Origin of the sequence: Candidatus Pristimantibacillus lignocellulolyticus, from assembly GCA_023639215.1 — a bacterium.
Classification (GTDB): Bacteria; Bacillota; Bacilli; order Paenibacillales; family Paenibacillaceae; genus Pristimantibacillus; species Pristimantibacillus lignocellulolyticus.
Genome location: CP097899.1, coordinates 3,787,630 through 3,803,215 on the forward strand (window position 1 = coordinate 3,787,630; position 15,586 = coordinate 3,803,215).

Below are 15,586 nucleotides of genomic sequence, written 5' to 3' on the forward strand. Positions count from 1 at the left end.
TGTAGGGTATAAGTTATTAATGAATAGTAAAAACATATTTAAATACTAAGGGGATATTACAAATGGCTAATGCATTATTAAGTATTCAAATGATTCCGAAAACAAATAATGGTGAAAGTGTCATTCCATATGTAGATCAAGCGATTGCAATTATTAAACAATCGGGACTACCTTACCGCGTGGCACCACTTGAAACGACAATGGAAGGTGATCTTCCAGAACTACTGCAAGTTGTACAACGTATGCATGAAGCAATGATTGAAGTTGGTTGTCCAGGTGCTTTATCACAAATTAAAATTTCATATAATCCAATTGCCGGAGCATCAATGGATAAATTGTTGGAGAAATATCCGGATGGCAAATAAGCAATCTCGTTGGAGTAATATTTGGCCCCCAGTAGTAACGCTATTATTTATCGGCATCGTCTGGGAGCTAATTGTAAGGATGAAGCTTGTCTATAGTTGGCTGATTCCTTCTCCAATTGGTGTATTTAAAGGGATGATCGCAGATTGGCCACGCTTAATGGAACATCTTGCAGCTACAACTAAGTTATCACTTATTGGCTTTGCGGGAGGGGCTATAGCAGGATTCGTCCTAGCAGCGGTGCTACATTTTCTCCCTGTTGTAAGAAAAGGATTGTATCCGGTGTTAATCTTATCACAAACGATTCCAGTCATTGTTATTGCTCCTATCCTTACAATGTTACTTGGATACGGAATGATGCCGAAAATATTTCTCATTATATTAGTATGTTTCTTCCCAATATGCATCGCTACACTTGGTGGACTTGCACAAGCAGATCATCAACTTAAAAATTATTTGGGGATGATCGGCGCTTCGAAATGGCATCTGTTTATCCATTTGGAACTACCAAGTGCACTAACCAATTTATTTGGTGGTTTGAGAATTGCTGTTTCGTATAGTGTACTGAGTGCAGTCGTTGCGGAATGGTTATCACCAAAGGTTGGTTTGGGTAGCTACTTGATCTTATCTTCCAGAGGATATATGCCGGACAGGGTGTTTGCGTCAGTGCTTTTAATTGTACTAATGAGCCTTCTACTATTTTGGATTGTGTCCTTTGTTGAGTCACGCTTTGTACATTGGCGTCCTAAGAAAGGAAGTCAAGGCTAATGCTTGAATTGAAAAACATATCAAAATCATTTACACATAAGAAACAAGAAAAACAAATTCTACAACAAATAAGCCTTCGAGTAGAAGAAGGAGAGTTTGTATCGGTAATTGGACCCTCAGGTAGCGGGAAAACGACGTTATTTCAAATTATTGGTGGATTAGAACCTGTAAATAGCGGTGAAGTTTGGATCAATGGGAAGCAGACAACTGGGCAGCGCGGTCATGTTGCTTATATGCCACAACAAGCTTCCTTAATGCCTTGGTATAGTGTAAAACGTAATATTGCACTAGCGTTACAAGTTGCTGGTATTAGTAAGCAACAAGCAGAGCAGCAAGCTAACGAATGGTTGCAAAAAGTTGGGCTCGGGGAGTATGCGGATGCCTATCCACATATGCTTTCAGGTGGGATGAGTCAACGTGTGTCGTTTCTACGAGCATTGTTATCACCTCAGACATTAATGCTACTTGATGAACCGTTTGGTGCTTTAGATGCATTAACTAGGCTACATATGCAGCAATGGTTACTATCGATCTGGGAAGAGAATCGTCGTTCAGTATTACTCGTAACGCATAGTATTGAGGAAGCGTTGTTGTTATCTGATCGAATAATTGTATTGTCTTCGTCCCCTGCTACAATTGTGGATGAGATCATAGTTCCATTCGCAAGACCTAGAGCAAGCGACTTATGGAGTACGCCGACTTTTAATGAATTGAAGCAGCGTATTTATGAGCAACTTCACACGAACAACTAATTAATTTATTGAATAAACAGAGCGTTGATGAAAACCAGCTTGTAATCTCGTAATGGGGAAGGTAGTTTATGATCCCATTTAGGATTAGCTGGTTTTTGTTGTATCTAGTAGGTTACTCTTCGTAGAAATTAAAGTTGTAGGCTGGGCTACCTAATTCTTCAAGCAAAGGGCAAGTTGAAGATCAACCGTGGAGAACAGTACTATAATTAGGGTGAGAAAGTTTGTTATGTAAAGTTGGACAGGTGTTATAGGGATTTGGATTAGTTTTATATTGGGTGTCCCAAAAGTCATAAAATAATGGAGGGACATCCTCTTTTATTTTAATGAGGGAGCGGTGCTTGTAGGGAAGGGCCAATAGATTATGCCGGACAATGCTATATTTTCACAAATTTTATTTCCAAAATTAGGTGGAAAGTAGGTAGACCCAGGACAAGCGATTAGATTACTATAATGTAAATAAGAGATATACATAGAACCATTCTATAGAATATAAACAAGAATCAGGCTGAGTAAGAAAGAGGATAAGAGGAGGCCATCTCATGGGAAGATCATTTGCAAATTTGCACATCAAGTCGAAAAACCTTGAGAAGACTGTCGAAGCATTAAGAGAGCTAAGCGAAGGGCATGTTAAAGTATTAGGCAAGCCAGATGATGAGGTTCAAGAGATCAAAGTTTTCATGTATGTAAGCAAAAGCAACGAGAACTGGATCAGCGTGCTCCACGATTATTTTGTATGGGGTACAGTGAAGCAGATAGGCAAAACGTTGTCCCAGCTTATCGAGGAACCAGTGATGACTGCCGGATATATGAATGAGGAATTATTCGAGTTGTCAATTTTCGAGAAGGGAGACATTCAAGCCGAAAGAATCTTTTGTGAACAGTGGACGAGGGATGAATATGAAGAACTCAAAGAAGAGCGTATTAATGATGATTACTTGCGGAAAGTGTTGGATATCGATAATGAGGATTTTGAACACTTCAGTAGCATTACGAGTCCGGAAAAAGCTGTAGATAGGCTGACAGAACTAGTTAGCATGTCTGTATGGAGTGATTGGGAGTGGATACCGCACGAAGAAAATCTTAGAAAACGATTTGGGAAATATGAATTTTGAAATTACATAAGTTGTATAGCGACGCTTCCTTGCTGTGGTGAACCAAAAATGGCTAAAGACGTCTGAGATGACATTTTATAACATGGCGGTGAGAGAAAAGAAATGGATAAATTAAAGAACAGCGGATTTTATAAAATTAAGTTCTTCATAAGGCCGGAAGAGTTTAAAAATGTTTTGAAGCTATTGGAATATAAGCAAGCACAATTTCATCTAACCAATTATGCCCAGACTGAGCATAATCTGAATCAGGTGTATGAGGCGTATCGTACATTTTATCATTATTATGCGGCAGAAGAAAAAAGGAATGATGGTCCTCCTTTCTTTGTTTATTCCATTTCTGTTGCGTCTGATAATGAAAGCTCCGGTTTTTTTGCGAGAAATGAAGGTATCCATTTTCCCTATTGCGGACAATGGGCAGAGGATGAACTGCCGTGTATCTTGCTTTCATTTCCTAAAGGCTTTCAAATAGATTTGGTAGATGACAAAGGGAAGTATTATATCTATGAGAATATCCGAGATCATAAGCCGTTAACCTATACGTTTTTGAATGAAATAACGGGCTTTATTAAAAAAATGACAAAACCACTTCGCTTCTCGGCGCATGACGCAGAAGCTATGAAGGAGCAAAAGCCCTCTGTGCGTATAAGCCCTGATGCGATTCACGATTTGAGAAAATCGTGGATTTTCAGTAAATATGGGCTTGTGATCAATGGCAAATAGGAGGAATATTCATGTACATCGTATCTCGGCCAAAACCGCTGTCTGATGGCCAAAACCAAGCACTTGCGAAGGAAGACGTCACTGTTTATCCACCGGGCTATCTCCGTTTTTTGCGACGATTCGGTGAAGGGACTTACAGAGGGTGGTTGAATGTCCAGTATCCCGATGCGGAGGTGCTTAAACCTTTTGCGGAGTACGGGTTATGGGAGCATGACGAAGACAGCCCCATTTCTGAGCAACAGATCGACGAGTGTATCGTTATAGGTACAACGGTGGACGGTGATTTTCTGGCAGTGCATCCCCAGACGGCAGGGTTGCTCTGGCTACCTCGGCATGCGGAGCACATAAAGGTGATTTCCCTGCAGGCACGGGAGCAGGAAGACGAAGGGATGTACGCCTTGTTGCTGGACGAAATATATCGTCAGGTGTATGGAAGGAACCAAGAGGAAGCCGTCTATTATGAACCGTGGACGGGCGCTCGGAGGCATCTCTTTTTGCATTTGCCACAAAGGCAGGGACAGCTTACGCTGCCCGAACTAGCCGACATATGCCAAACTGAATTTCCGCCGGATTTGATTATTGATAATGCCTATGCATGTTACCTGTTCTACCGGCAACTGGATGGCTATGTAAGATTGAATTATGCCTACCAGCAAGAGATCGCCGTCTTCTATGAGCAGGAAGCCGAGCAGTCGTTTGCCGATATGAAGCAGTGGCTCTTGTCGAAAGGTTGCGAAGCGATTTCAGAAAATAATAGATGATATGGTTGCTCCTTAAGTGTGGGAGAGGGGGGTATGCATGAAACTAGTTTTTACTCTGGATACACATGGATAATACCCTCGAATTAGATATCAGCATAAGTTATGAGCAGTACCAAAGGATGTCCAAACATGAGCAACGTGAGGTATTAGCTATTCATCTTGGTACCTACCTGTCAGATTCAGTTGCTAAATATAATAAGCATGCAGATAAGGAAACTCAAAATAAACTACTGGAATTGGTGAAAAAATGGATGCATGAAAACAATTGGTTAAATGGAAAAATAAACCAAGCTCGGAAACTGCTTTTACAAGACATGGGACTTCATGAAGTCAGTCAAAAATTGCAAATGCATTAGAAGAAATTGAGTATATCATTCTTCGCATGAATAACTATGAGCCAGCTGACGTTCATCCTGACAACATAATAGTAGGAAAAGCGCCGCCATATCAACTGTAGAAGGTTAGCGAGTAGCGAGACATCTAAAACTTACAATAAACCACCAATGTATTGGGAGAGAGGGTCGAACTCATGTATGAGCGTTTGGCAGAAAAACTGAAAACGACTTCCGCTTTAAAATGGTTTCCTGGTCATGGTGCGGAAGAAAGTTGGATAGCAGAAGTAGAAGAGGAATTGGGCTTTCGTCTACCACCATCTTATCGCTGGTGGTTGGTTCATTATGGTAATGCACGGTTGGGAGACGGCAATTTACTAGCAATCGCTGCTCCGGAACACAGAGAGTATTACGACGGCGACCTCCTTTACATACACAGACTGAATATAGCTGAGGAATGGTGGGTAGACAGGTTTCCTCACAGACTGGACTTGTTCGTACCGGATAGTGACGAACTTTATTTCTTTGATACGTCTACTAGGGATCAACAGGGAGAGTTTTCGATTATGTGTTATGATCTTATGAATGATTTGATCGACAAGTATGCTTCAACGTTTGCCGAGTTTCTAGAACGGCTGATTGACCAGCGTTCATAAATAAGCTGAGCTGATCGACTAACTACTACTGGTGAGGGACATGCGCCAACCATCTCCGCTTGGTCGTGGGAAGCTTTGGAGATGGAATCGGCCAGAAAAGGAGACGAAATTGACACACCGGGTTCGACGATTGCGGAACTCATCAAATGAACCTATGCCGATTCGCCCTATTGTGTAGCCGGGCATTTCTTATAAGAAAAAAACTAAGTCATAAAAACATAGAGTAACATAACAATTGAAAGTAGAATAAAAGAGATGGGGTTACGAGTGGCAGTCTAAGACTTTATTCCTCGTTGTTGGCAGCTGCTTGTTATGTTATTAGGGCTAGCTAAATAATTTTACTTAACAATATATTATCATCATAGATTAGGAGAATGATAGAAATGACTAACTTAGCGAATACATATGAACATCCATATTATGCGGTAATTTTTTCTTCTGAACGAACAAGTGGAGATAACGGTTATAACATAATGGCTGAAAAAATGGTTGAACTTGCTAGCTCCCAAAAGGGTTATTTAGGTGTCGAGAGTGCAAGAGATGCTAATTTGGGTATTACCGTTTCTTATTGGGAAACTCTTGAAGACATTACAGCATGGAAAGCTAATGCAGCTCATCAAGTAGCACAAAGACGTGGTAAAGAAGAGTGGTATAGTCGATTTGCGTTGCGAGTATGTAAAGTAGAACGAAATTATTTATTTGAAATGTAGGAGATAATGTAATGGCTACAGATAACTTGAAGTATATCGATGCGCATATTCATTTGGAACAATATAGTGAGCAAGATTGCAAAACTATTATGGAACATGCGCTACATCAATCCGTTGAACATGTTGTAGCAGTATCGATGGATCTAGCTTCCTCAAAACGCACTTATGAGCTATCGCAAAAGTATGGAGATGTTATTATTGCTGCATACGGACATCATCCTGAACAGTCATTGCCTAGCGACCTAGAAGAACAGCAATTAATACAGTGGATAATGGAATGTCATGTCGCCAACAAGTCATTTGCGATTGGTGAAATTGGTTTGCCTTATTATAGTGCACTTGAAGCGAGGGAGCGGGGAAGGGAATTTGCAATAGAACCTTATATTGCTTTTCTTGATAGAATACTTGCCTTTGCCAAAACGATCAATCGTCCGGTAGTATTACATGCTGTATATGAAGATGCGACGATTGCATGTGATTTGCTTGAAAAACATCATATCGAGAAGGCTCATTTTCATTGGTTCAAAGGGCCGACTGAGACGGTTCAAAGAATGATTGAGAATGGCTATTATATATCCATTACACCTGATGTGTTTGTAGAAGAAGAAATCCGAGAACTGGTTCGCATGTATCCTTTAAGTCAGATGATGGTGGAGACGGATGGACCGTGGCCGTTTGAAGGTCCATTTGTTGGAAAGATAACTGAACCAACGATGGTTATAGAAGTGGTTAAAGAGATTGCCAAGTTGAAAGGCATATCTACGAGTGAAGTAGCGGAGACGTTATACAATAATACATTAAAGTTATATCGATAATATTCAATGAGAAGGAAATGATTATTTGTCCATCGGATAAATAGCCGTTTCCTTCTACTAATTTAAAGCATAAATAATAGAGTCACTAGAATTCATACTACGAATAAAAAAGGAGTGAGCTAGAACTTGAGCGAGTTAACAAGACAACAGTTTTTTGCAGCAATAGCTCCTACAATAATATTGATTCGACAACAAGGTTCTCCAATTTTACCTTCGGTTAGATTAGCACAAAGCTTACTAGAAACAGGTGGAGTTATTCATGCATGGAATAATCTTGGCGGAATTAAAGTAGGCGGTGGAAAGCTAACGCCATATTGGAGAGGGGATGCTGTAACTAAAGGGACATGGGAATTCGTTGGTGGGCAAGAAGTGAAGGAGAAAGCTGCATTTCGTGCTTATCGCACACTATATCACTATTACAAAGATCAAGATGAATTATTCAAAAACACTAGATACGCTAAAGTACAAGAGGCAAAGACTGCAATAGAACAAGCAGAACAAATCCGTTTGGCAGGATATGCTACAGACCCTAACTACTCATCGAAAATTATGTCTCTAATAACAAAATATAACCTTGAAGCATATGACGCGGCTACTATTAAATTCAAGCCAGAGATTGGCTTTGAAGGTGCTAGTATAGTACCTGTAATGGTTGATCAAACATTATATTGCACAGCATATTTAGAAAAAGGAATTACGTATATACCTGTTCGCAAAATAGCTGAATTATTTGGAGCTAAAGTAGATTGGAAAAGCAAAAAAGTTTATGTCAATGGAGTACTCGTAGATACGAGGCTAGGTGGCTCAACTAGCTTTGTAAAGCCGAGGGATATTATGAATCTACTAAAAATTAAATTAGAGTGGGATACCTATGCAAAGGTTCTATTTATCAATTAATTATGTGGATTTCAAAATTTGTGATGAGGAAAGTGATTTTTTAATGAAATACGAGTACAGACAAGATCATATTCCGCAAACTACTCCGCATAACCGAAGACCATCACTAGCATTAGAACCGACTACCATTACGATTCACAACACTTCGAATCCTTCAAGTACGGCAAAAAATGAACGAGCATGGCTTACGAACACTTCAAATAATCGTGTTGCATCTTTTCATATTGTTATTGATGAGAAGGAAGCAATCGAAGTATTGCCTCTAAATGAGGTTGCATGGCATGCTGGAGATGGAAGTGGAATGAATAGTGGAAATCGATCATCTATTGGGATCGAGATTTGTGAAAGTGGTAATTATAGTATCACTCTCAATCATGCAGTGGATTTAGTTGCAAAAATGTTACATGAGCGTAGTTGGGGAATAGATCGTCTGCGTCGTCATTATGATTGGAGCGGGAAAAATTGTCCAAGACTTATGAATGCTGATGGTAAATGGTCTGGTTGGACTGTGTTTGTTAATAAAGTTAATGAAAAGCTACAGTCGTTGAATCCAGAGAGTAGTGGTGAACCGTCTAAAGATAATAATTCAGCTAACGAAGTTGATGGATCAGGATCGACAGAGGGTGAGGCTAATAGAATGAGTGTAGAGGATGCGAATAAAATAATAAAATTTTTAAGTGCTGCTTATTCAGCAACAGATAGCAAAGAGGCACGTATAGAGTTTAATAGATTGGCAAATGAGCTCCGTAAAGCAAGTGGTCAAAAACCTTCTAGTAGTTAAGTTTGAAATTTCAAGAGAATAGTAGCAATATGAGAGAGTAGAAATCGGGCTGTTATCCAATCATGAGTAAATGACTGGATAACAGCCGTTTCTATTAAGCCCGACTCCATTTCTAGGACATTACATAATGCTTATTATAAATTCAGATTAAGCAATATCGTTTTTATCTCGATTAAGTTTTCAATTACGAAATCGGCCAGAGTCATCTCATCTACTTGTGCATTGCCCATTTAACGTTATACTAGCAGTATTGTTTGATGAATTGCTCATATGACAGATGCTTTGGACATGCTGTTAACTGCTGAAGATACTTCCTGCATTTCTAATAAGTTATCATGAGCGGATATATAGTGGAATGAACTAATAAAATTCGACAAATTCCTTTGAATTCCTGCATCTTACATTTTTGCAATAAATAAAAAGTATCTATCTAATGATTTATCGTTTTTCCAAGAGCTATAAATCATATCAGATAATATTTGGGTAAATATATGTTGGTAAGTCTCATTGATGATCATAGAGTTGAGTTGAGAAGGATAGAGCTAGCTTACATAAAGCATAAGAGGTAACTTTTTATTCACAAGTAGTATCTGTAATCAGAACATAAAAAGTTCGGCATATGCTTACGAGGTAACTTTTTATTCACAAGTAGTATCTGTAATCAGAACATAAAAAGTTTTTAAAACGCAAAAAAATAGCGAGGCCCTATAAAATAGGGCCTCTATCCAAAAAAATGGGAGAGGAGAAACCGGATGAAGAACTTATGGGGAAACGTAAGTCTTCTCCGCGGTTGTCTACGACATCTAGGACGCCGATGAATATATTGTGGACTAGAACTTACTTAAATATACTTGTGCTCAAAAAAAATGTTGAACATAGCGATAGTGCCCTCTCTTTCATCAACAATCGTTGTATGGTAGGATTAATACGATTAGCATTAGGGAGGAACATAAGGTGAGAGTAATTGCTGGCAAAGCAAAAGGTAGAGCTTTGAAGGCCGTACCAGGTCAAGGTACTAGACCTACAACCGATAAAGTAAAAGAAGCAATATTTAGTATGATCGGACCATACTTTGATGGAGGTAAAGCGCTAGATTTATTCGCTGGAACAGGTGGACTTGGGATAGAAGCGTGGAGTCGAGGTATAGAAGAGGTTGTATGTATTGATAAAGAGAAAACAAGTATTGATATTATTCGCAGCAATGTTGAATTAGTTGGAGCTAGTAATTGTATTGAGATCTATCGTAATGATTCAGCTAGAGCTTTGAAGGCACTAGCGAAGCGTGACATACAGTTTGATCTAATATTCCTTGATCCACCATATCGTATCGTCGATATGGATGCGTGGATGTTGCAAATGGCGGAGTTAGGTTTAGTTGCAGATGATGCAACAATCGTAGTGGAACATGATGCCAAAATACAGTACCCACAAGAACTGAACGGCTTTGAACTGCTACGTACGAATCAGTATGGTGATATCGCTGTAACCATCTATCGATATAGTTCCGGAACTGATTCGCAAGAGTAATTTAACCCTTATATTGCTTTCGAAGTACTTTTTGTAACGAAGTAGTGCTTCATGAAGTAACAAAAAGTTTTAGTAGGAGTGAACTTGATGAACTATAACCCACAGCGTCCAGAAAGAGTTGCCGTATATCCAGGAACTTTTGACCCTGTTACATATGGTCACTTAGACATCATTCAGCGATCAGCTCGTCAATATGATCGTCTAATCGTGGCAGTACTTAATAATACCAGTAAAAATCCTTTGTTTACCGTTGATGAAAGAAAAGAGCTACTGACTGAAGTGACGAAGGATTTCCCTAATGTCGAAGTAGATAGTTTCCGTGATCTACTCGTAAGATTTATGCGTCTAAAAAATGCGAGTGTCATCGTACGTGGTATTCGCTCTGTTACGGATTTTGAATATGAATTACAGCTTGCATCGACAAACTATATGCTTGATGATGGAATTGATACCGTATTTATGATGACAAATCCTAAGTATTCATATCTAAGTTCAAGCATTGTTAAAGAAATTGCCAATTTCCAAGGTGATGTTTCACAGCTAGTACCACCAGAAGTAGAACTAAGATTACGTGAAAAATGTGGACCACAGCGCCCGTAACTACATCCTAGAACAATTGATCTTTCATACGTAGTTTCTGCCAAACCGTAATAAGAGTAATGAAACTGATGAATACAAGGCATATTACGAGACTTTCCTTCCATACAAATGGGAGCTGTTGTGCCTGATAGGATGTTGGGGAGAAACTACCAGCAGAAGTAGAAAAAACAGTTTGATATTCGATATGAAGCCACTTGCTAAATACCCAGCTAAGTGGCTTCCATAATATATAGGTCATGAAAAATCCGCAGATCGCATGAAAGATCCGATATTTAATAAATTGGGCCAAACGTATTGGTTGCCCAGTAGTATAGAAACTTACTTGTAAAATACCGCTAATACCACTGAATGATAGACACGCAACAAGTAATGCACAACCGAGAATGATTGAGTTGTTGCCCATTGTCCATACACTAATAGCGTAACTACCAATATGTAATTCAAGTAAGGCGTGTGCTAAGAACGGCAATTGTAGCGTAAGGTTATTCATTATGGACGTAGCAAAAGCAGCGAGGACTGAAGAGAATATGATGAAGCCTCCGATAATAAACAGCTTTTGTACACTTGCAGCTACACTATCACCGAGCACTTTGCCTAATCCGCGACCATCAAGTTTTCGACCAAGTTCCATACTTGCTGCAAAATTAATATGATCATGCTCTTTAGAGACGACATGATTAGTGGACTTTCGAGTTGTAAGATAACTATGTAGCGTCATAAGTATGATTGCAGAAATCCATATTGTGCTAATGATGATGAGACCGAGAATTGGTGTGTGGAAAAATCCTGCACCGATAATAACGGTGACGAAAATTGGATTAGGAAAATGCATATATCCGAGCAGGCGTTGTGCTTGTTGCTTAGATAATTGGTTCTCTTGTAATAGTCTCAATGTTGGTTCAACACCCGCTGGGAAGCCACTTAGAAGGCTCATGATGAACGGAAGACTAGCAGCTCTTGGCAATTTCAATAGTCGAGTAGTAAATGGTGATAGTAAAGCTTGAATACCGTGAACTAATCCAAATGCTAATATTAATTCATATAATATTAAAAAGGGCAGTAAGCCTGGGAATACTAATTTCCACCAAATCGTTAATCCACTAAGCGATGCTTGTAGCGCAACATCTGGAGACAACACGACAGAGAGCACAATACTTAACAATAATCCAGCTATAATGAATGTTTTATACAAGGGTATCTCTCCTTTAGCATTCGTGTGAATGGCTTATTCATCATTTATTTTTACGCAATAGCTTGTCAGAATAGACCTTGATATGTAAGGAGATCATTATTTTGAAGATGGAAAAAGATGAAATACAATATAAAACGATATTGAAAACAGCACTTATTACAATAGTAGCAATGGGCATACTGTTGTATGCACCATCACCTTTTGTAGTTATTAGACCAGGTATTGCCGTTTCATCACATTCATTTGTAACCGTTGTAGATAAAGACAATAATATAGATTCAAGTCAGACTGATCAGTCGACAGGGTCAGATGTGGAGGGGCAAGGTACATTTCTACTTACTGCTGTATTAATGGATGCACCTAATATATGGAATTCATTACGATCTATTTTTCAACCTAATAGAACAATCATGTGGAAGCATGAAATATTAGGTGGAGATACAGTTGAGCAATATGCTAAGCGCGCGACAATGATGATGCAAGGATCTTATGATCAAGCTTTGGTAGCGGCCTATCGTTACTTGAATATTCCTTATCACAATGAACCTCAACAACTTTATATCAATACAGAAACAGCATCAGTAGCATCCCAATCAGGTGATAAGCTCTTACATGGTGATCGTATCGATGGTATATATAGCGAAGAGCGAATTTTGCCAGTTAAGTCGGTAGAAAATATAGCGATATGGATGAAGGAACATGAAGAAGCTACAGTTATTGAACTTCAAGTTGAGCGTGATTCAGAGTTACTACGATTGACAATAGATTTAGCGGGAAATAATGGACAAGATCTTAATGATACCATTATAGCTAAACAACTTGGTGTAGATGGATTTAAACAATTGCATAACATTATTCCCGAAGAAGAAAAATATAAAGTAGCGTTCGATGATAGTTCAATCGGAGGGCCGTCAGCTGGGCTTGTCTTAACTTTGACAATTATTGATCGTCTAACAGGTGGGGATCTAACAAAAGGGCATAAAATTGCCGTTACAGGGACGATAGATGCACAAGGTAATGTTGGAGCAATTGGTGGTATTAAGCAAAAGGTGTTCTCAACAAATGAGGAAGAAGCCGAAATTTTCATAGTGCCACAAGGTAACAAAGCAGATGCTACTAAGAAAGTAAGTAAACTAGGTAGTGATATGGAAATTATCGCGGTCTCAACATTAGAAGAAGCGATGAAGGTCATCGCTTCTATTGATTAAGCTAAATCCGAATAGGGGACTGGGTATAATCTAGTAAACTAAGTTCTGGATGTTCTGGTGATCGTGCAAGCATGTAAGCAGCGGTAGCAGCGATATCTAGTTCAAGATAAGTAGATGGCTTAGCAATCGCAGCGGGGGTGTGAATGATAGGAAGTGTTGCTGTTTTCTTCATTTGCTTGAGCAACGCTTGACCACGTTCTGTAAAACCTAACACCCGTATATATTGAATGCCGTTAGCAAGTTGCTCACGTTGAAAATGATGTTTTTGATGCTGAAGTAAAATGGCAAGTAAAGCTCTTTGTAACTTCGTTTTTGTATAACGCTTTGTTTTTAACTGCAGGAGTAGTTGGTCCAGTGTATATTGTGGCAATGAACGTAAACAATATTTAATGCGATGTTGCAATCCTTCTTCAATTTCACGGTAAGTAGCTAAGTTTTCGCTAGAGCTTACAGCAAGTGTATGAAATAATGGAGTAGCGAAATTTTCCCAATGCATAGGTGTAATCCCTTGTTGTTGCTGTGCTATTAATAGCTGGTATGTACTACTTGGTACATAGGATTTAATGACATCTAGTGATGAATGTTCCAATAATAGTTTACGAATAGCTGTGGCACTAGCGATTGCTAGATCAGTTGGTAATTCATCATTATATTGTGCTTTTTCACGAGTAATTGTATATGGTGTCATCGCACTTCCGATTCGTTGCCTTGCAATTAGATAATGAAGTCCAAGCGTATGATTTGGTAAGTCGAAGCGAAAGCGTTCTTCTTTATTTAAATGATCTTCAGCTGAACTTTGATCGTATAATTGAGTTAATGCAGAACTATACGCTTGCGGATAACTTAATCCAAGGTTAAGATAGGACTCAAGCTGTTGTTTGAATTGTGGTGATTCTTCTGAGACAAGCTTAGCTGCTTGTAAAAGAGGAGTCAGTTGTCCACTTTCCGTGCCGAAGCAGAAGCTATCAACTACACCTGTAGCTTGTAGCAAGGCGATAGAGCCATGTGCAAACCATTCTGCGGATGATGTGGCATAAGCAACGGGTAACTCGATTACGAGGTCACAGCCGCCTTGTAGCGCCATTTTGGTGCGAGTCCACTTATCTAGTAATGCAGGTTCACCGCGCTGTAAGAAATTTCCGCTCATTACAGCTACCACAGCGTCTCGCTGTGCAATTTGCTTTGATTGTTGTAAGTGATGAAGATGTCCATTATGAAAAGGATTGTATTCAACGATTAGGCCGACTGCATTCATGACTTAATTTTCCTTTCTGAATAAGTCTTTACACAACAATATAGCATAATGGTGATCATGTGGACAAAGTTGACATTCGACAGAAGAAATAGATCGTGATATTCTTGACAAAACATGAGCTAGATGGATATAATAAACTTTGTCTGTTTGGGGTGATACTATGCAGTTTCGTATGAAAGAATTGTTAGCTAAAGATCAAACTGAGATCGTGAATACACAACTAGATGTAACAGAGCTATTTCGTAATCATCAGGATGTAATTTCTACTGGACCTTTACATATCCAATTAACAGTTAAACCAGAAGGTGAAATTGTTATGGTAGAGGGAAATCTTGAAATAGATATGGAATTAGCTTGCTCTCGTTGCCTTGAGTCGACTCATACTCACTTAAGTATTCCATTCGCTGAGCAGTTCAAGCCCGTTTCATCTGAAAGCGCGGAAAGTGCTGATGAGGACGAAGAAAGTGATCTCATTGAGATTGCCACTGAGAGATTAGATTTGCAGCCATTTGTGGAGGAGTATTTACAGGTATTTATGCCTTTTGCTCCGCTATGTAAAACTGATTGTGAAGGTTTATGTGCGCAATGTGGTAGTAATCTTAATGAAAATCAATGTAAATGTATTAAAGAGAGAATCGATCCTCGACTAGAGTCGTTGAAAGATTTCTTTAAGGAATAATATTCCTTAAACTTGTGAAGGAGGTGTTAAATATGGCAGTACCTCAACGTAGAACATCCAAGACTCGCCGTGACAAACGTCGTACTCATTTTAAACTAGCTGTTCCAGGCATGGTGAAATGTGAGCAATGTGGAGAGCTAAAACTAGGTCACCACGTTTGTAAAGTTTGTGGATATTACAAAACAAAAGAGATCATTTCTCAATAATCGATTTCTTAATAGCATCTTATCTTAGGATAAGATGCTATTTTATTTTTAAAGGTTATTCAAAATATAGGCCGTGCTCTCGATGAGCTAACTACGAACTTATGAATAAATAGATTGCACTTCGCATAAATCTCAATTATACTATTTTAGTACCAGGTATTAAAAATTGATACTAAAAGTGCAAGTTTAAACGTCTAATTTTTTACATCTTCTAAGATGATGAGAATTTTTACATAATGAATTAAACTAACA

19 protein-coding genes are annotated in these 15,586 nt (G+C 38.9%); 17 read left to right on the forward strand and 2 right to left on the reverse strand.

The window, feature by feature from the left end; translation table 11 throughout:
* Positions 1-62 precede the first annotated feature (62 nt).
* From NAG76_16050 to coaD, 14 genes are all read left to right on the forward strand, one after another.
* The gene (locus NAG76_16050) at positions 63-365 is read left to right on the forward strand and encodes a thiamine-binding protein (GenBank protein URN93334.1); all 303 of its coding nucleotides are present in this window, start codon (positions 63-65) and stop codon (positions 363-365) included.
* Complete coding sequence (locus NAG76_16055; protein URN93335.1) at positions 355-1,131, forward strand: ABC transporter permease; 777 nt, start codon at positions 355-357, stop codon at positions 1,129-1,131. The genes NAG76_16050 and NAG76_16055 overlap by 11 nt, the downstream gene beginning before the upstream one ends.
* Complete coding sequence (locus NAG76_16060; protein URN93336.1) at positions 1,131-1,883, forward strand: ABC transporter ATP-binding protein; 753 nt, start codon at positions 1,131-1,133, stop codon at positions 1,881-1,883. Before NAG76_16055 ends, NAG76_16060 begins: the two co-directional genes overlap by 1 nt.
* A gap of 539 nt (positions 1,884-2,422) precedes the next feature.
* A complete protein-coding gene (locus NAG76_16065) occupies positions 2,423-2,995 on the forward strand; it encodes a hypothetical protein (GenBank protein URN93337.1) in 573 nt (190 codons plus the stop codon).
* Positions 2,996-3,097: 102 nt separating this feature from the next.
* A complete protein-coding gene (locus NAG76_16070; GenBank protein ID URN93338.1) occupies positions 3,098-3,715 on the forward strand; it encodes a hypothetical protein in 618 nt (205 codons plus the stop codon).
* Between the two features lie 11 nt (positions 3,716-3,726).
* Positions 3,727-4,476 (forward strand): hypothetical protein, encoded by a 750-nt coding sequence (locus NAG76_16075; protein ID URN93339.1) that lies wholly within the window; start codon positions 3,727-3,729, stop codon positions 4,474-4,476.
* Positions 4,477-4,595: 119 nt separating this feature from the next.
* Positions 4,596-4,832, forward strand: coding sequence for a hypothetical protein (locus NAG76_16080; protein URN93340.1), 237 nt, complete (start codon positions 4,596-4,598; stop codon positions 4,830-4,832).
* A 173-nt stretch (positions 4,833-5,005) separates the two neighbouring features.
* Positions 5,006-5,464, forward strand: coding sequence for an SMI1/KNR4 family protein (locus NAG76_16085; GenBank protein URN93341.1), 459 nt, complete (start codon positions 5,006-5,008; stop codon positions 5,462-5,464).
* Between the two features lie 383 nt (positions 5,465-5,847).
* Positions 5,848-6,174 carry an antibiotic biosynthesis monooxygenase gene (locus NAG76_16090; protein URN93342.1) on the forward strand — a complete coding sequence of 109 codons (327 nt, stop codon included), beginning with the start codon at positions 5,848-5,850 and terminating at the stop codon, positions 6,172-6,174.
* Positions 6,175-6,185: 11 nt separating this feature from the next.
* The gene (locus tag NAG76_16095) at positions 6,186-6,989 is read left to right on the forward strand and encodes a TatD family hydrolase (GenBank protein URN93343.1); all 804 of its coding nucleotides are present in this window, start codon (positions 6,186-6,188) and stop codon (positions 6,987-6,989) included.
* 126 nt (positions 6,990-7,115) lie between these two features.
* Positions 7,116-7,886: a glucosaminidase domain-containing protein gene (locus tag NAG76_16100; GenBank protein URN93344.1), complete on the forward strand. Its 771-nt coding sequence runs from the start codon at positions 7,116-7,118 to the stop codon at positions 7,884-7,886.
* Positions 7,861-8,667 (forward strand): N-acetylmuramoyl-L-alanine amidase, encoded by an 807-nt coding sequence (locus NAG76_16105; GenBank protein ID URN93345.1) that lies wholly within the window; start codon positions 7,861-7,863, stop codon positions 8,665-8,667. The genes NAG76_16100 and NAG76_16105 overlap by 26 nt, the downstream gene beginning before the upstream one ends.
* Before the next feature lie 954 nt (positions 8,668-9,621).
* Positions 9,622-10,194: a 16S rRNA (guanine(966)-N(2))-methyltransferase RsmD gene (rsmD, locus tag NAG76_16110; GenBank protein ID URN93346.1), complete on the forward strand. Its 573-nt coding sequence runs from the start codon at positions 9,622-9,624 to the stop codon at positions 10,192-10,194.
* A gap of 87 nt (positions 10,195-10,281) precedes the next feature.
* Complete coding sequence (gene coaD, locus NAG76_16115; protein ID URN93347.1) at positions 10,282-10,794, forward strand: pantetheine-phosphate adenylyltransferase; 513 nt, start codon at positions 10,282-10,284, stop codon at positions 10,792-10,794.
* A gap of 7 nt (positions 10,795-10,801) precedes the next feature.
* Here coaD and NAG76_16120 read toward each other — a convergent pair whose 3' ends face one another.
* The gene (locus NAG76_16120; GenBank protein ID URN93348.1) at positions 10,802-11,986 is read right to left on the reverse strand and encodes a hypothetical protein; all 1,185 of its coding nucleotides are present in this window, start codon (positions 11,984-11,986) and stop codon (positions 10,802-10,804) included.
* A 107-nt stretch (positions 11,987-12,093) separates the two neighbouring features.
* Between NAG76_16120 and NAG76_16125 the strand changes: the two genes are divergently transcribed.
* Positions 12,094-13,194, forward strand: a complete 1,101-nt coding sequence (locus NAG76_16125; GenBank protein ID URN96861.1) for a hypothetical protein — start codon at positions 12,094-12,096, stop codon at positions 13,192-13,194.
* A 1-nt stretch (position 13,195) separates the two neighbouring features.
* Here NAG76_16125 and NAG76_16130 read toward each other — a convergent pair whose 3' ends face one another.
* Entirely contained in the window at positions 13,196-14,449 is a 1,254-nt protein-coding gene (locus NAG76_16130) for a nucleotidyltransferase (protein ID URN93349.1), read from the reverse strand.
* A gap of 160 nt (positions 14,450-14,609) precedes the next feature.
* Between NAG76_16130 and NAG76_16135 the strand changes: the two genes are divergently transcribed.
* Both NAG76_16135 and rpmF read left to right on the forward strand, forming a co-directional pair.
* A complete protein-coding gene (locus NAG76_16135; protein ID URN93350.1) occupies positions 14,610-15,128 on the forward strand; it encodes a DUF177 domain-containing protein in 519 nt (172 codons plus the stop codon).
* 32 nt (positions 15,129-15,160) lie between these two features.
* Positions 15,161-15,334: a 50S ribosomal protein L32 gene (rpmF, locus tag NAG76_16140; GenBank protein URN93351.1), complete on the forward strand. Its 174-nt coding sequence runs from the start codon at positions 15,161-15,163 to the stop codon at positions 15,332-15,334.
* The last annotated feature ends 252 nt before the right edge of the window (positions 15,335-15,586 follow it).